Source organism: Colwellia sp. MEBiC06753 (assembly GCF_053470325.1).
Genome location: NZ_JBQMTM010000002.1, coordinates 22,348 through 38,522 on the forward strand (window position 1 = coordinate 22,348; position 16,175 = coordinate 38,522).

Consider the following 16,175-nt stretch of genomic DNA (forward strand, 5'->3'; position numbering starts at 1 on the left):
AACAAGCTATGTTAGAGTAATGTTAAATAATCTTAAGATAAAAGGAAATTGCTGCGGTGAAGTGTAAAGTTATTTATAGCTTGTTGGTTACATTGCTTTTTACCAGTGCTCAGGCGGCAAATTTATCATTAGAGCATTTTAAAGCCATTGGTAATGATATTAACCGAAATCCGCACCCGGTTTATTTGCAGTTGTTAGAGATTGAAAAGTCGAAACAATCTATGTCCAAACAAGCGAAGTTATGGCTTTTATACCGCAAAGCACAAGCTGAAAACCTACTGTATTTTCATGAAAAGTTTGATGAAACCGTTAATAAAGCTCGGGCATTAATTGATGAAAGTACACCAATGGAAATCCAAGCATCGTTTAATGTTTTTGCGGGTATTGCTGCTCAACGCCGCGGTGAATATCAAGAGGCGGTAAGCTTAATTAGGCAAGCAATGTCTCAAGCGCAAGCTGAAAATCTCAATTATATCTACACTGAAGCCAAGCAAGAGCTTGCATACACATTAAGCTTAACAGAGCTTTATGAAACCTCATTAGCCGATCTGCAAGAAGCTTATGTTGAAGCCTTCGCGTTAAATGATAACTTTTTAATTGCGGTTATTAATGAAACTTATGCCGCTGTTTTTGGCTACATGAACGACTTTGAAAAGTCGATAGAATATTATGCTCGTGCGCTTGATACCTACGAACGCCTTGGTTACCAGCCTTATGTAGCAGAAGCTATTTATGGTTTAGCGTCAACTTATCGCTATTGGAAAAAGTACGACCTTGCCATTGAAAAATTCAAACTTTACATGGACAAAGTGTCATACACGCCAAATCAATATATTAGCTATTTTGGCGCATACGGACTGGGGATGACTTACGCTGAAAAAGGTGATTGCCCTGCGGCGTTAGTAGTGATTGAACAAGCATTGGCACTTAATGGCCAAGTGGATTATGACGCGGAATTACTAAAAAGGCGTGCCCAGTGCCAAATAAACTTAGGCAAGCTAGTAGAAGCAGGGCAAAGTATCGCTCAGGCTGAAGCTATTTTTTCAGCAATCCCTGAGCTAGACGGCACTAAATGGGCGATTGAAACGATTAAACTCAGAGGTTTGCTAGCCAACGCTAAAGGTGAATATCAGCAAGCTTATCAACTTACTCAGTCTTATTATCAACAATTTACCGAACTGCTGATTGCTAACTCTAGCCAACAGCTGATGCGTGTGCGCTCGGCAATGGAACTTGAGCGTCGAAATGTTGAAGTGTCTTTGTTACAACAACGTAATAAAGTGCAAGAGTTGGAGCTGAAAAAGCAAGCACGAGAGAACCGTTTTCAAATTTACCTGATTATTGTTGCGTTCCTAGTAATAGTGTTGGTTTGTGTCATTGTTTATTTGCAATATCGCAGTAATCAAAAGATTTTTGCTATGTCTATTACCGATCCTTTATCAGGCATGTTTAATCGCCGTTATATTTTTGAATATCTAGATCGATTGATTGCCAGCAACCAAACACGGCAAGGTGATATTTCAGTTTTATTATTTGATATTGATGACTTTAAACAGGTAAATGACAATTATGGTCACCCCTTTGGTGATGAAGTGATTTGCCGAATCGCTGATATTTCACAAGAAACGTTACGAGTGGGTGATATCATTGGTCGCATTGGCGGAGAAGAGTTTTTCGCGATTTTACCTCGTACTGATGACGAGCAGGCACAAGCAATTGCAGAGCGTTTAAAAAATAATATTGCCCAGTCACTGTTTACTACTGAACAAGGACAACAAATTAATATAACCGTAAGCATAGGTATTAGCGCATTAGGTCAGGCCGCCAGCGATCGAACTGCCTTGTATGTCAACGCTGATAAAGCGCTTTACCAAGCGAAGCAGCAAGGTAAAAATCAAGTGGTTGTTTATCAATAACCAATACTTATGTGGCGTTAGTGCTTTACTAATTTAAGAGATAAATTTTAGCGTGAAAACTCAAGGTAATGGTAAGCATTAACCAATTAGCAATTCAGGTAATAGAGCTATTTCAGCAGCACATTGCCGAGCTTGGTTTTGTAGCTCAAGTTCATTTTGAACTGGAAGGTTGCTGCAAATTTTCCGATAACCAGCAATTACAGCAACATCATTTTGATTACATTAATCAGCAGCTGTCAGACGCAGATATTCAAGCGCAGGTTATTAGTGAGTATTGGCAAAACCAATGGGAATATGTGTCGACATTTTCCGGGCAATCACCATTAAAAGAAGCCGATAATCTTGCCAAAGCACTACACTTACTTCCCAAGCTCTTTCATCAGCTCGGTGTTAACCAAACGCTGATTAAGCCGGTTGTCTGGTCAGGAGATAATGGCCAACTCGCCTTAGGCAGCAAAAATATTTTTACCCATAATCGCCGTGCAGTGCATATTCCCAACGCCATTCAAATTAATGTTAGTGTACTTGATAGTGATGGCAATAATTTGGTTGCTATTGGCAATTTTGGTGAGCTATTGCAGCGCTGCTTTTTAGATACTAGTTTAGATAATTGTTTACTTTATTTACCTGAGCCTGAAGCGTTTGAACGCTTAGCCTTAAAAACTCGCTATGGTTTAGCGCAGGAATTGTGCTCACCGGTTGATATTTCGGGCGGCCATCAAGGTAGTATTGCTTTGTATAAGCAGCAGGGTAAACATAATCAATTGATGGGGGTAGATGTAATGTTAGTCGATCAACACAATCAGCCACTTATCACCCACCATAATTGGCAGAAAACCGCACGTGTTGAGCATAGGTTAGGGGCTTCAAGTCGATATTATAATGCCTTTATCAATGTTGCTTTTGCCTTGGCGAATATTATTGACGCGCTAGAGCTATATTTAGCGGACAAGGCCGAACAAGTGCTAGCGTTGCCATTTACCGTGCAAACGCTACCGGAAAATATGTTTGGTGATATTAATGGTCATAATGCCATGGCATTATTTAAAAAAAGTCATTGGCTGGCTAATCGCATAGATCAAAGTGCTGATAACATTCGTAATGATCAGCAACACAAAAGTTTAGGGCAAGCATTGAAACAAAGTTTGATTAACAGTTACCAATAAAAGTTTTCAACACGCCCTAGATAAGTACTCGATAGCATACGTAATAAGTTAAATAAAAAAAGAAAGTAAAAAAGAGCAGTTGATAATGAATATAACGAAGCAACAAATGAAAACGCCACTGCTTAGCGGCAATTCCGTGATAGAAAAACGCCAAGAACTTAAAGCGTATTTTCTAAATAGCTGGCAAACGTATGAGTCGTTATTTGCGTTAATCAACAATGACCAAGCGTTTTATTCTCGGCCAGAGCCACTAAGGCATCCTCTTATTTTTTATTATGGTCATACCGCCACGTTTTATATAAATAAATTAATGCTCGGGCAGTTTATTCACCAACGAATTAATGATCGCTTAGAAGCGATTTGCGCAGTGGGTGTTGATGAAATGAGTTGGGACGATTTAAACAGCGAACATTATGACTGGCCATCGGTGGATGAACTGCGGGCATATCGCGAGCAAGTTAAAACTTTAGTGTGTGATTTAATTGATACTATGCCACTTACGCTGCCAATCACTCAAGACTCCTTAGCCTGGATTATCTTGATGGGAAGCGAGCACGAACGCATTCATTTAGAAACGTCCTCAGTGATTATGCGGATGTTACCGCTTGCTGATTTAACACCAAATGAGCAATGGCAAGCCTGTCCGTTTACCGGTGATGCGCCGGAAAATCAGTTGCTTGATGTCGAAGCCGGTTTAGTCAAACTCGGAAAAACTGCCGATGATGATACTTACGGTTGGGATAATGAATATGGCTCAGCGTCAATAAATTTAAAGGCTTTTAAAGCGAGTAAGTACTTGGTAACTAATCAGGAGTTTTTATGCTTTATTGACGATGGCGGTTATCAACAATCCAAGTGGTGGACGGAAGAAGGTCAGCAATGGCTTAGTTATAAACAAGCGCAAATGCCCCGTTTTTGGCTGAAAAAAAACGACGGTTATTATCAGCGTAATTTATTAAATGAAATGCCGTTACCAATGAATTGGCCAGTGGAAGTGAATCAATTAGAAGCAAAGGCGTTTTGTAATTGGAAGTCTAGTCAATCGCAAGGTTTTATTCGTTTGCCCACTGAGCCGGAGTGGTATGCGCTGCGGGCAAAAATTAATGAAGATCTAACCACATGGCAAGAAGCGCCGGGTAATATTAACTTAGAATATTTTGCTTCAAGTTGCCCGGTTGATCGTTTTAGCTCAGATGCTAGCGAAGGCTTCTGTGATGTCATTGGCAATGTTTGGCAGTGGACAGAATCCCCCATCGATGCCTTTGATGGCTTTCAAGTACACCCGCTTTATGATGATTTTTCAACGCCAACCTTTGATGGCAAGCATAATTTAATCAAAGGTGGTTCGTGGATTTCTACTGGCAATGAAGCCATTAAAAACTCACGTTACGCCTTTCGTCGACACTTTTTCCAGCATGCTGGCTTTCGATATGTCGAAAGTGATAACGAGCAGCTACCTTTGATAGCGGTTAACCACTTTGAAAATAACCTTGATGTTTGTCAGCAGCTGAACGCTCATTACGGTAAAACGCCTGCACCGTTTGAAAATTATCAGCTACAACTAGCAGAACTCGTTAAAACTTGGGTTAATCAATATCAGCAAAATACAGCAAAATTACTGGATTTAGGCTGTAGCGTTGGCCGCACTAGCTTTGAGCTAAGCACGAATTTTGAGCATATAGATGGCGTTGACTTTTCAGCGCGATATATTCAACACGGCGTACAGTTGCAATCTGGTGAGCGTGTGCGTTATCAAATGATTAAGCAAGGGGATATTGTTGATTATCATGAATTTAATTTGGCAAATATAACCGATGCCAAGCCGGAAAATATTTTATTTAGTCAGGCAGATCCAAGTAATTTAAAAGCCATTTTAACAGGCTATGATGTGATATTAGCTCAGCAAGTGTTGGAGCAATGTTACGATCCTAAGCAATTTTTAGCCGAAATCACCTCAAGGCTAAATGCCGATGGACTGCTAATTATTGCCTCTGATTATCAGTTTGATGAAACTGTCGCTGATAAGTCGAAATGGCTGGGCGGTATCAAGGTTAATGGCGAAAATGTCTTTGGTTTTGAAGGTACTCAGCAAGCATTAGGCGCAGCGTTTGAGTGTTTAGCATCGCACGAATTGGCACAAGTTATTAGCCAAAATCAGCGCAACTATCAGGTGAGTCAAAAGCATATTACCCTGTGGCGTCGACGAGGCTAATTTGGCAAACGTAACTACAAAAATAAATACAAACAAGCAATTGCCAGCACATATTGCTTATACCCAAAAGTTAAACTGCCCGATAAACATCAATTTAAGTCACTCTTGCGGGCAGGCATTGAGCTTGAATGAATTACTGGCATTAGATAGTCGTCAAATTTTTCAGCAATTTTCAGCGCAGGCGTTAGCTTATGCTAGTGTTCAAGGCCTGAGGGAGTTACGTCAGGCGATTTTAGCTGAGCATTTGGCATTAAATAATTTATCGGGCGCAGAACTTCCGTCAAATACTACCCCTGAGCAAAACAATGTCATTAGCGAAAACCTGTCTAGCGAAGAAAACAATAAGCTTAGCGAAGAAAATGTAGTTACTTTTGCTGGCGCCCAGGAAGCGCTAGCGGCTATCTATCAAAGCCTGTTAGCGCCCGGCGACGAGGTCATTGTCTTTACGCCAAATTATCCCTCGCTTACTAATATGGTAACGTCACTTGGCGCAACACTCATTGCTATTCCATTAGAATTTGAGCAAAACTGGGCGTTTGATCTCGACAAGCTAAAAGCAAGTATTTCTAGCAAAACTAAATTAATTGTCATCAATGCACCGCATAACCCTACTGGCGCAGTATTAACCAAAGTTCAGCGCCAACAACTACTTAAACTAGCTAAACAGGCTGATTGTTATTTATTGTCGGATGATGTTTCACAAGCAATGATCATAGCAGATGAACCAAGTCAGCTTATTGGTGGGCAAGCCCTTGCTCATGATTTTCTCAGCTATGAAAAATCAATTGTTGTTTCTGTGATGTCCAAAAGTTTTGGCCTAGCAGGGGTTCGCATTGGCTGGGCAATTTCCCCAAATATGAAGTTGGTAAAAAGTTTATTAGCCTGCAAAGCGCAAAGCAGTATTTGTACCTCATTAATTGATGAACAATTAGCCTTAATTGCACTGCAACATAGTGCAACGATAATTACTCGTAATCGCCAGCAGTTAGCCGAAAATATCGCAATATTTCAAAAGTTTATTGATGAGTATCAAGCATTGTTTCAGTGGGTTAAACCTAGCGCTGGGTTAATGACTTTAGTCAAATTTACTGGGGATATTGAATTTACAAATTGGTTAGCTGACTTTACTCAATCAACGGGTGTTTTATTACTACCTAGTTATTTGTTTGGTTTAGAGGGCAATTATTTTCGGTTAGGGTTGGGGCAACAAGACTTTTCCCAAGGACTGAACTTGCTGGAAAGTTATATTAAAAACAACTTGCTAAGTGATTAAATTGTTTACTGATTTACTTATATCTGGCTGGTCGGGTTAAATAATATTCGTTAGAATGCTTTTTCCTCCTTGCAGAAACGCACTTATCTTTTAAGCATGTGCCCAGTTCGAGAACTCTTTAATTTAATGTTTTACAAGGTTTTTTTTACTACCCTTTGTTGTTTTTCGGCTGTTAGCGTTTATGGCTATGATGATGTTGAAATTATTGAAGTTAATGGCGCGCGTAGCCAATTGTTAAATAATCAGTTGGTAAGTAAAAATATCAACTCTGTGAGTTTAGTCGATAGCCCAACGGTGAAAGCGACGATGGCTGATTGGATGAGCTTAACACCAAGTGTCAGCTTAAATGGTCAAGGCGGCTTGCTACAAAGCTATAGTTTACGTGGCTTTAGTCGCTCACGTATTCGCACAGAAGTTGACGGCGTGCCAATTATTACCGATCGTAGAGCAGGCAATTCAGCAGCGTTTATTAACCCGTTTTTAATTGAGCGTATTGATGTACAACAAGGGCCAAGTGCCACCTTATATGGCTCTGATGCCATGGGCGGTGTAGTTAATATCTTATCGACAGATATGGCGACCAAGCAGTTATCATTAAGCGGGCAAAGTAATGATCAAGCTAAAAATGCGACCTTACTTTGGGGCGATCAGCAATGGCAAACGGCTATCGGCTATCGCCATGCCAACCAAGCACAAGCAGGGAATGGTCAACAATTAGATTCTGGCTATCGGCAAACATCGGGCTTATTAAAATTTAGCCAGCAAATAGGCGATTATTATCTAAATGCCAGCTGGTTACCGAGTGTTGGCAAAGATATCGGCAAAAGCTCTGTGCAATATCCTGACGATCGAATCGTTAGCTATCCGACCGATGCCCACAGTATTAGTCAGTTTTCTATCACCCAAGCACAAGACTGGTTTTTCAAACTTTACCATCACTACCAAAATTGGGACACAGATACATTGCGGGTTGGCAAACGTCGCAATTTTACTGAATATCAGGGGCATACAATTGGCGTTCTGTCATTATGGTCACTTTCCCTTGGTGACAGTATAAGTGGGGGTGGAAGTCAGGGGCGTATCGGCATTGACTGGTTATCGCGCCGCGGCGTTAAAATTGACGAAACTGAATATGCGTTAAGCGGTGATAAAAATTTCACCAAACATATGGTTGATGGTGAACAAGACAATCTAGCGATTTTTACCGATTGGAGTTGGCAGGTGTCAACCACTAAGCTGAGTAGCGCAATTCGTTATGACTATATTAAACAGTCACAATCGATAAAACAGCGACAACGCCATGATAGCCAATTTAATTTTAGTGTGCTGGCGGAATATCCGATGATCACTTCGGATAACCATCAACAAACCGTTAGTGCTGAATGGGCAACGGGTTTTAGATTTCCTACATTATCAGAGCTTTATTTTGAAGGGGAAACACCTCGCGGTACTACCTTAGGCAATCCGCTGTTAAAACCTGAACAAAGTCAGGGAGTGCAGCTACGCTGGCAGTTAACCACTAAAGGCGAACAACATTGGCAGATCGCAGCAGAAGCGTATTATTATCAACTGGATAATTATATTGAACGTTACAATATTGATGATGATATTCGTAGCTATCGCAATCTTGAACGCGCAGATATTTATGGCGGCGAGGTTGTAGCTCAGTGGCAAAGTCAGAACCATCTTGCGATGAAATGGACGTTCCAATGGCAACAAGGTCAAGATCAGCAAGATACACCGTTGGCTGATTTAATTCCGGCGCAATTAAGTTGGGAAAGCATGTGGCAATGGCGCGATGTTGATATCAGCAATCGCTTTATCTGGCAGTTTGAGCAATCAGATATTGGCGCTGGTGAAAATGAGCGCGAGGGCAAATTTGCTTGGAATATAGCTGGGCAAAAGCAACTTACACCAGATTTATCTTTAAGTATTTACGGCAATAATTTACTGGATAAACTTGCCTATACCTCCGCTGATGAAGATGCACCGCTGCAGCAAGGGCGGACGTTAGGAGTAAAGCTTAATTACCTGTTCTAAATAAGCCTGAAGCAGTCAGCAATCTGCTCCTAACTACTCGACTTTTTATAGTTGTTCAAAATTTAGCTGTGAGAAATTTAGCTGTGAAAAATTCAGCTATGAAGAATTTAATCATAAAGAATTTAATTTTGAAGAAATAGCTGTCACTTGCGCAGCTTCCATTGCTTGTTTAATGGCTTTACCTTCAATGCCTTGGGCGATAAATTCCTGTGCGCTAATTTGTCTAGCTTGATCTGCAATTGTTTGTAAAAAATCCGCCTGCGGATAATCGATATTGGCAGAAGCTTCAGTGGCTAAAAAAACGGCTCGACTAACAATTAATAATTGCTCAAGTAGTTCTGGTTTTCTGATAAATTCGCACTGCTGTAACAAGCTGAGTAGCTCTGTTGCTGAACGTGATTGGCATTGATTAATTTGCTCCGTTAAGACATAAGCTTTACTGGCAACCGCTTTAAACTCATTGGGTGCTTTTAAGCGGTTAAGCATTTGATTAAAAGCTGCAGCCTCAGGCTTTTCTTTTTTATTTACTTGAGCATTTACTTGGGCATTAACGTGCGCATTCACTTGGGCATTAACTTGAGTCTTGATTTGGCTACACAGCGCAGCAAAGCGGATAAGTGTGTCGGTAGAATCTTTTGTTGCTTGGATTAATACGCGGTAAGTATGGCTTTCACTGTTTATCCAATGTTCGGCTAACTCTGGCCATAGCGCGTTGAGCGCGCCACAGCGTTTTAAAAGATCAAAAAATACTTCAGGATTTGGTTCAGCCAATGCTCGAACTAATTCTTTCCATACTCGTTCACCAGACAATGCCAAAAGCTCACCGCTAGCGCTAATTTCACTCATTAAATGTAATGTTTCGTCGGCAACGCTAAAGCCATATTGGTGATAGCGAGCGGCAAATCTAGCTACCCGTAAAACCCGCAGAGGATCTTCACTAAAAGCAGGAGAAACATGGCGTAAAATTCGATTGTTTAAATCACTTAAGCCACCGTAAGGATCTATTAATTCGCCGCTTGAGCTTTGCGCCATGGCATTTACCGTTAAGTCGCGGCGCAGCAAATCTTGCTCAATGGTGACATCTGGTTCCGCGTAACAGGTAAAGCCAGTATAGCCTTGGCCGTGTTTGCGTTCGGTTCTTGCCAAAGCATATTCTTCTTTGGTTTTAGGGTGTAAAAATACAGGGAAATCTTTGCCTACTTGCGTGAACCCCAAATCAATCATTTGCGCGGGCGTTGCACCAACGACTAAATAATCGCGCTCGGTTATCTTACGGTTGAGTAAGCCATCACGGACAGCACCACCGACAAGAAATACATTAAGCTGACTGAGATCGGTTGTTGGATTAGACATAGCGAAAACAAGATTTAAAACACATAGCTGCTTAGTCTAACATGAAACTTTTTTAGCTGAGAGTGGTTTGATAGGGGAGAGCGGCAGAGTTCTTTGACATAGCAGACATTAACGGTTAGTTTGAGTCTGTCAGTTAGTAACGAATAAACCCCATGTACACGAGTTTTTTTGGCTTAAGCGATATCCCATTTTCCATAGCACCCAATCCAGATTTTTTATTTCTAGGTGATCGTCATAAAGAAGCATTATCTCATTTAACCTATGGCTTAGGTGATACTGGCGGTTTTGTATTATTAACAGGTGAAGTCGGTACTGGCAAAACTACGTTAAGTCGTCGTTTATTGGAGCAATTGCCAGAAAATACCCAAGTGGCGTTTATTCTTAATCCCACGCTTTCTTGCCTAGAATTATTGGCGACAATTTGTGATGAATTAGCGGTACGTTATAAAAAGACCGGCCTAACGCTAAAATATTTGACCGATAAAATTCAGCAAAAGTTATTGAGTAATCAAGAGGCTAATATCAATACCTTATTGATTATTGATGAAGCGCAGCATTTACAACCGGAAGTGCTAGAGCAGCTTCGGTTGTTAACTAACCTTGAAACTAACACCAAAAAATTATTGCAAGTGGTGCTTATTGGGCAACCGGAATTACAGCAGTTGTTGCAGCGCAGAGATTTGCGTCAGTTAGCGCAGCGCATTACTGCACGCTATCATTTATTGCCGCTCACACAGGCGGAAGTAGCGGAGTATATTAAGCATCGATTAGCAGTGGCCGACTGTTATCGACCGTTATTTAAACTGTCTGCCATTCGCCATATTCACAAAATTTCCAAAGGCATTCCGCGACTAATAAATTTACTTTGTGACCGGGCTTTAGCCACGGCCTATGGCAATAATGAGTCGGTTGTAACACGTAAAACCGTGCAAATTGCTTCAGAACAAGCACTAGGTAGTGAATACCATTTAACGCCTTGGTGGCGAACTAAAGCATTTGTGTTGGCTAGCATAGTGGCAAATTTAGCCTTATTTATCGTTTTAGCGTTTTGGCTTCATCAAACTTATTTGCAGCCAAAAAATACAATAGTCGCTGTTAACGCTGAGCAAAGTGTAAATGCTGATAATAGAGAGCAGAGTTTAACGACATCAGAAAATGATAAAAAAACTGATGAAACAGGCGTTGATGACAATGTATTAACTGCAGTGCAACCAGTTAAAGAAGCTAGTGAAAACAGCAGCGAAATCAGCAAAGAAAAGAGTAATGAGCAAATTACTGAAATGACAATTGCTAATAACGCTGATATTGCAGCAACAAATTTAGCTACCTCAAACGAAAACCGGGCAGAGCTAAAGCTAGAATCTAACGACCAGACACAAAACCAAACAGTTGAATTTGATGTTTCACAACTTGATAGTAGTTCGCAAGAGCTACTAGCGAAACTTCAACAAGCGGTTGAAGAAAGTGATGAGCCACTTGATATGCAGGATGATGCGGAGCCTTTGTCTGAACAGCTGCAAGTGCCGTCGCTGTTAGATATGCCGGCTAGAGTTCAAAACAAAGTACCGGCAATGCAATTTGAAGTGCATATTTATGCGACCGACGGCAATGGCTGGGTTCGGGTAAATGGTCGCGAGCGCTACGAAGGTGACACCATCGCGGCTAATGTGACGTTAGTCAAAATTATGCAAAACTCAGTGATACTGGAAATGGACAATGAGCAATTTTCATTGCCAGCACTTTCCAGTTGGTAGTTTCCTATCGAATTTGCAATTGAGCCAAAGCGTTAATAGCTAAAGGCGGTTTTGAAAAAGCTGATTAAATTTAAGTTAAATTCTTCAGGGCGGATACAGCGGTCAATTTGGTCTTTGTAATCAGACTGACTCAAATCGATATCTTCAATAATGGTTTTTTGATTGATTGTCGCGTTATAAAATACTTTAACCGTGGGCTGTGTTGGTCGATTTTGGTTTAATTGACTGATAATGCCTATTTTTCCGCTGTTTAGCAGCACTAGCGTACCGACCGGATAAACCCCCATGCATTGAATGAACTGCTCTACTAAGCCTTCATCATAAGCAGTTTCTGACTCTTTGATCAGGGTTTTAAACGCAGTAATCGGTGCAACCGCTTGTTGATACACTCGATCTGAGGTCATGGCATCGTAACTATCGACAATAGCCATCATTTTGCCAAACTTAGAAATATCAGCGCTTTGTAATTGTTTTGGGTAGCCTTTGCCATCTAAGCGTTCATGATGTTCTTTGACCATACTCATGACGATATGAGAAATATGTGGGGTGTCTTCTAATATTTTCTCACCTAACGCGACATGTGAACGTACAATTTTTTGTTCTGTATCATCTAAGGTGTCTGGTTTATTTAAAATTTCATTAGGGAGTAGAACTTTACCAATATCATGCAGAAACGCGCCGATTGACAGTTGCTCTATAGTTTCGCGATCTATCTTTAAATGTTTAGCAAAAATTGCCATTAATATTGCACAGTTAATCGAATGTTCCATCAAATAACTGCCTTTGGTACTTAGCGATGTTAAGCAGGTAAAGGCGTCCTGATTACGGAAGATTGAATTGACAATAGCATCAGTTGTTTCTTTAACCTCTGTGGCTGAAATCGCTTTTGATGATTGAATATTCTTGAAAATTTTAGTTTGTAAGTTTTTGGCATCACTGTACAAACGTTTCGCCTTTGCCAGTTCATCGTTAAATGGCACGATTTTTTGTCGGCTAATGCTACTTAAGCGCGTCAATGGGCTAGCCGATATTTTCGGCATGACCTTATCGATACTTTCTGCTGCTTTTTGTTTAGCAGGATCGACAATGACTTTTTTGATGCCAGCTTCTTTTAACTGCATCACTTTGCCGATACTTTGAATATAACCTTCAGACTTTAAAATAAAGCCCTTATCTTGATAGGAAATGGATTTAACATACATGCCAGGCACTAGCTGGCTGATATCGATTTCTTGGAAGTTATTTTCTGAAAGCTCACTTGGCATTTTTTCGCTCTATTGTTACTAGCTAGCGATGCCAAGTGAGCAACTTATCAATTGACCAGCGTAATCGTTTAACGCCAGCTGGCTAATTGGTTTTCATATGCTTGAATGGCATCTAATTTATTTAATGTCCAGCCGACGCTATCTACACCATTTTCTAGACAATATTGATGGAACTTATCTAATGAGAAAGTGTAGCAGCCATTTGGTGTAATGACTTTATTATTAAGCAAATCAACAGTCAACGAAACTTCGCTTTTATTGGTCAAAGCAAATAATGCTTTAATTTCATCTGGCGCTAAAACCACAGGAACTATGCCGATATTAATACAGTTCGCATAAAAAATATCAGCAAAGCTTGGTGCGATGATTACTTTAAAGCCAAACTCCTGAAGTGCCCAAGGCGCATGTTCACGACTTGAACCGCAGCCAAAATTTTCACGAGCCAGTAAAATACTCGCTCCTTTATATTGTGGTTTATTTAACACAAATTCAGGGTTTTCTTCCGTACCAGCGGCATCTAGGTAGCGCCAGTCATGAAATGCATGTTGACCAAAACCCACGCGCTCGGTTTTTTGCAAAAACTGTTTTGGAATGATTTGGTCAGTATCAACGTTGGCAATATCTAATGGCACCACTAAGCCAGTATGTGTGGTAAATTTTTCCATGATTAACTCCTATCTTAATTTAACTGACTTAAATCAACAAAACGGCCCTCAATAGCTGCTGCTGCGGCCATTTCCGGACTGACTAAATGGGTGCGACTACCACGGCCTTGACGACCTTCAAAGTTGCGGTTTGAAGTTGATGCACAGCGATCGCCTTCATTTAGCTTGTCATCATTCATCCCTAAGCACATTGAACAGCCCGGCAAGCGCCATTCAAATCCGGCATCTTTGAATATTTGCGCTAAACCTTCTTGCTCGGCTTGTTCACGTACGCGGTAGGAGCCAGGGACTACGATCGCATCTACACTTGCAGCGACTTTTTTACCTTGCTTAGTTAAATGGCTAACCACACTAGCCGCGGCACGTAAGTCTTCAATACGAGAGTTCGTACACGAGCCAATAAAAACTTTATTTACTGGAATCTCGGTAATTTTAGTACCAGCGGTTAAGCCCATGTATTTTAACGCATTGCGGCAAGAGTCTTGTTCGGCCGGGTCAGTAAAGTCTTCTGGTGCCGGCACAACATTATCAACTGAGGTCACTTGACCTGGTGTTGTGCCCCAAGTCACTTGTGCTTTGATGTCTTTACCTTCTAACACTAATTCAGTATCGAACGAAGCATCGTCATCAGATTTTAGTGTTTTCCAGTAAGCAACTGCTGCATGCCAGTCATCTAATTTAGGCGCGTATTCTTTATGTTGCAGGTAGTTGAACGTAGTTTCATCTGGCGCAATTATGCCGGCTTTCGCGCCAAATTCTATGCTCATATTACAAATGGTCATACGTTGTTCCATGGTTAACGCTTCAATTGCTTCACCACAATATTCAACGACATAACCTGTTGCGCCAGCACTGCCGGTTTTTCCTATAATGGCTAAGATAATATCTTTGGCACTAATGCCTACATTGACTTGACCACGCACTTCAATACGCATGGTTTTCGCTTTGGTTTGGCGCAGTGTTTGCGTTGCTAATACGTGTTCAACTTCGGAGGTACCAATGCCGAAGGCCAAAGCGCCAAACGCGCCATGTGTCGCAGTATGGGAATCGCCACAAACGATCACTTGTCCTGGCTGAGTAATGCCAAGCTCTGGCCCCATGACATGAACAATACCTTGGTTTTTATGGCCCATGCCAAAAAGCTTAATACCAAAGTCATGACAGTTTTTTTCTAAGGTTCTTAACTGATTAGCCGCCGCTTCACCCGCTGCATCAATGGCAGTAGAGCGAGTCGAAATATTGTGATCCATGGTAGCAATTGTTTTATCAGGGCGTCTAACTGGACGGTTATGGAATGCTAGATTTGCAAAGGCCTGAGGTGAGGTTACTTCGTGAATTAAGTGACGGTCGACATACAACAGCGGTGTTTCGCCTGGCGTCGCATCTACCACATGGCTTTGCCATAATTTTTCATATAAAGTCGTTGCCATCAGTTATGCCTCCTGAATTGCTTGGCAGATAAAATCGCCAATGGCTTTGGTTGATTGGGCTTGGTGCTTTTTGTCAGCAGGTAATAAATCTGCGGTTAACACATTATTGTCTAATGCTTTAGCAACTGCCGTTTCGATAGCGGTTGCCGCTTGATCTTGATTTAGACTGTATCTCAGCATTAATGCTGCTGATAATATTTGCGCGATAGGGTTAGCAACACCTTGTCCTGCAATATCTGGCGCACTGCCGCCTGCGGGTTCATACAAGCCGAAACCGTCAGAGTTCAAACTGGCAGAAGGTAGCATGCCCATAGAGCCGGTGATCATCGCACAAATGTCCGATAGAATATCGCCAAATAAATTGGGACATAACAAGACATCAAATTGATTGGGATCGCGCACTAACTGCATCGCGGCATTATCAACATATAAATTTTCATAGCTGACATCTGGATAATCTTTGGCGACTTCAGCAACCACTTCTCGCCATAAAATACTGGTAGCTAGGACATTGGCTTTATCAACCGATGTGACTTTTTTGTCGCGCTTTTGTGCTGCTTGAAATGCAAGGTGAGCAATGCGGGCAATTTCACGACGCGAATAAAGCATAGTATCAAAACCTGTTTCTTCATCACCTTCACCTTTACGGCCTTTCGGTTGACCAAAATAAATGTCGCCGGTTAATTCGCGCATTACTAAAACATCAAAGCCAGATTTAGCAATATCGCTACGCAAGGTTGATAATGACGCCAATGCCGGCTGTAACGTTGCAGGGCGCATATTACAAAATAAGTCGAAATGACCGCGCAGCCCTAATAAAGCGCAACGCTCAGGTTGCTCTGTTGGCGGTAAATTTTCCCACTTTGGCCCGCCAACTGAACCAAATAGAATGGCATCAGCCTGTTCACAACCCTTTAGTGTTGTGTCGGGTAGCGCATGGCCGTGATTATCAATAGCAATACCGCCAACATCATAATCATTAAAATTAAGGGGGAAATTAAATTTATCAGCGACAGCGGCTAAGACCTTCTTAGCTTCTTGCATCACCTCAGGGCCAATACCGTCGCCCGCTAATACTGCAATATTTGACATGTTATCTTC

11 protein-coding genes are annotated in these 16,175 nt (G+C 41.3%); 6 read left to right on the forward strand and 5 right to left on the reverse strand.

Annotated features, from left to right (window positions below; all coding sequences use genetic code 11):
- Nucleotides 1–56 precede the first annotated feature (56 nt).
- The 5 genes from ACOB82_RS01980 (at nt 57) to ACOB82_RS02000 (ending at nt 8,607) form a co-directional block, all read left to right on the forward strand.
- Nucleotides 57–1,916, forward strand: a complete 1,860-nt coding sequence (locus tag ACOB82_RS01980; RefSeq protein ID WP_448211263.1) for a tetratricopeptide repeat-containing diguanylate cyclase — start codon at nt 57–59, stop codon at nt 1,914–1,916.
- Between the two features lie 68 nt (nt 1,917–1,984).
- The gene (locus tag ACOB82_RS01985; RefSeq protein WP_448211264.1) at nt 1,985–3,082 is read left to right on the forward strand and encodes a hypothetical protein; all 1,098 of its coding nucleotides are present in this window, start codon (nt 1,985–1,987) and stop codon (nt 3,080–3,082) included.
- Nucleotides 3,083–3,167: 85 nt separating this feature from the next.
- Nucleotides 3,168–5,294, forward strand: coding sequence for a 5-histidylcysteine sulfoxide synthase (gene ovoA, locus ACOB82_RS01990; RefSeq protein WP_448211265.1), 2,127 nt, complete (start codon nt 3,168–3,170; stop codon nt 5,292–5,294).
- A gap of 1 nt (nt 5,295) precedes the next feature.
- A complete protein-coding gene (locus ACOB82_RS01995; protein WP_448211266.1) occupies nt 5,296–6,567 on the forward strand; it encodes an aminotransferase class I/II-fold pyridoxal phosphate-dependent enzyme in 1,272 nt (423 codons plus the stop codon).
- Between the two features lie 126 nt (nt 6,568–6,693).
- Nucleotides 6,694–8,607 carry a TonB-dependent receptor plug domain-containing protein gene (locus tag ACOB82_RS02000; protein ID WP_448211267.1) on the forward strand — a complete coding sequence of 638 codons (1,914 nt, stop codon included), beginning with the start codon at nt 6,694–6,696 and terminating at the stop codon, nt 8,605–8,607.
- 111 nt (nt 8,608–8,718) lie between these two features.
- Here ACOB82_RS02000 and ACOB82_RS02005 read toward each other — a convergent pair whose 3' ends face one another.
- Nucleotides 8,719–9,960 (reverse strand): multifunctional CCA addition/repair protein, encoded by a 1,242-nt coding sequence (locus tag ACOB82_RS02005; protein WP_448211268.1) that lies wholly within the window; start codon nt 9,958–9,960, stop codon nt 8,719–8,721.
- Nucleotides 9,961–10,112: 152 nt separating this feature from the next.
- On the opposite strand from ACOB82_RS02005, the gene ACOB82_RS02010 reads away from it, so the two are divergent.
- A complete protein-coding gene (locus tag ACOB82_RS02010) occupies nt 10,113–11,714 on the forward strand; it encodes an AAA family ATPase (RefSeq protein ID WP_448211269.1) in 1,602 nt (533 codons plus the stop codon).
- Between the two features lie 32 nt (nt 11,715–11,746).
- On the opposite strand, the gene ACOB82_RS02015 is transcribed toward ACOB82_RS02010, so the two are convergent.
- The 4 genes from ACOB82_RS02015 to leuB form a co-directional block, all read right to left on the reverse strand.
- Entirely contained in the window at nt 11,747–12,979 is a 1,233-nt protein-coding gene (locus ACOB82_RS02015; RefSeq protein WP_448211270.1) for an HD-GYP domain-containing protein, read from the reverse strand.
- Nucleotides 12,980–13,047: 68 nt separating this feature from the next.
- A complete protein-coding gene (gene leuD / locus ACOB82_RS02020) occupies nt 13,048–13,644 on the reverse strand; it encodes a 3-isopropylmalate dehydratase small subunit (RefSeq protein WP_448211271.1) in 597 nt (198 codons plus the stop codon).
- 14 nt (nt 13,645–13,658) lie between these two features.
- Nucleotides 13,659–15,074, reverse strand: coding sequence for a 3-isopropylmalate dehydratase large subunit (leuC, locus tag ACOB82_RS02025; RefSeq protein WP_448211272.1), 1,416 nt, complete (start codon nt 15,072–15,074; stop codon nt 13,659–13,661).
- Between the two features lie 3 nt (nt 15,075–15,077).
- The gene (gene leuB, locus ACOB82_RS02030) at nt 15,078–16,166 is read right to left on the reverse strand and encodes a 3-isopropylmalate dehydrogenase (RefSeq protein ID WP_448211273.1); all 1,089 of its coding nucleotides are present in this window, start codon (nt 16,164–16,166) and stop codon (nt 15,078–15,080) included.
- Nucleotides 16,167–16,175 lie beyond the last annotated feature (9 nt).

Coding starts and splice junctions, on each gene's coding strand:
- ovoA (WP_448211265.1), top strand. CDS start 3,168: ATGAATATAACGAAGCAACAAATGAAAACGCCACTGCTTAGCGGCAAT.
- ACOB82_RS01985 (WP_448211264.1), top strand. CDS start 1,985: ATGGTAAGCATTAACCAATTAGCAATTCAGGTAATAGAGCTATTTCAG.
- ACOB82_RS02010 (WP_448211269.1), top strand. CDS start 10,113: ATGTACACGAGTTTTTTTGGCTTAAGCGATATCCCATTTTCCATAGCA.
- leuD (WP_448211271.1), bottom strand. CDS start 13,644: ATGGAAAAATTTACCACACATACTGGCTTAGTGGTGCCATTAGATATT.
- ACOB82_RS02005 (WP_448211268.1), bottom strand. CDS start 9,960: ATGTCTAATCCAACAACCGATCTCAGTCAGCTTAATGTATTTCTTGTC.
- leuC (WP_448211272.1), bottom strand. CDS start 15,074: ATGGCAACGACTTTATATGAAAAATTATGGCAAAGCCATGTGGTAGAT.
- leuB (WP_448211273.1), bottom strand. CDS start 16,166: ATGTCAAATATTGCAGTATTAGCGGGCGACGGTATTGGCCCTGAGGTG.
- ACOB82_RS02000 (WP_448211267.1), top strand. CDS start 6,694: ATGTTTTACAAGGTTTTTTTTACTACCCTTTGTTGTTTTTCGGCTGTT.
- ACOB82_RS02015 (WP_448211270.1), bottom strand. CDS start 12,979: ATGCCAAGTGAGCTTTCAGAAAATAACTTCCAAGAAATCGATATCAGC.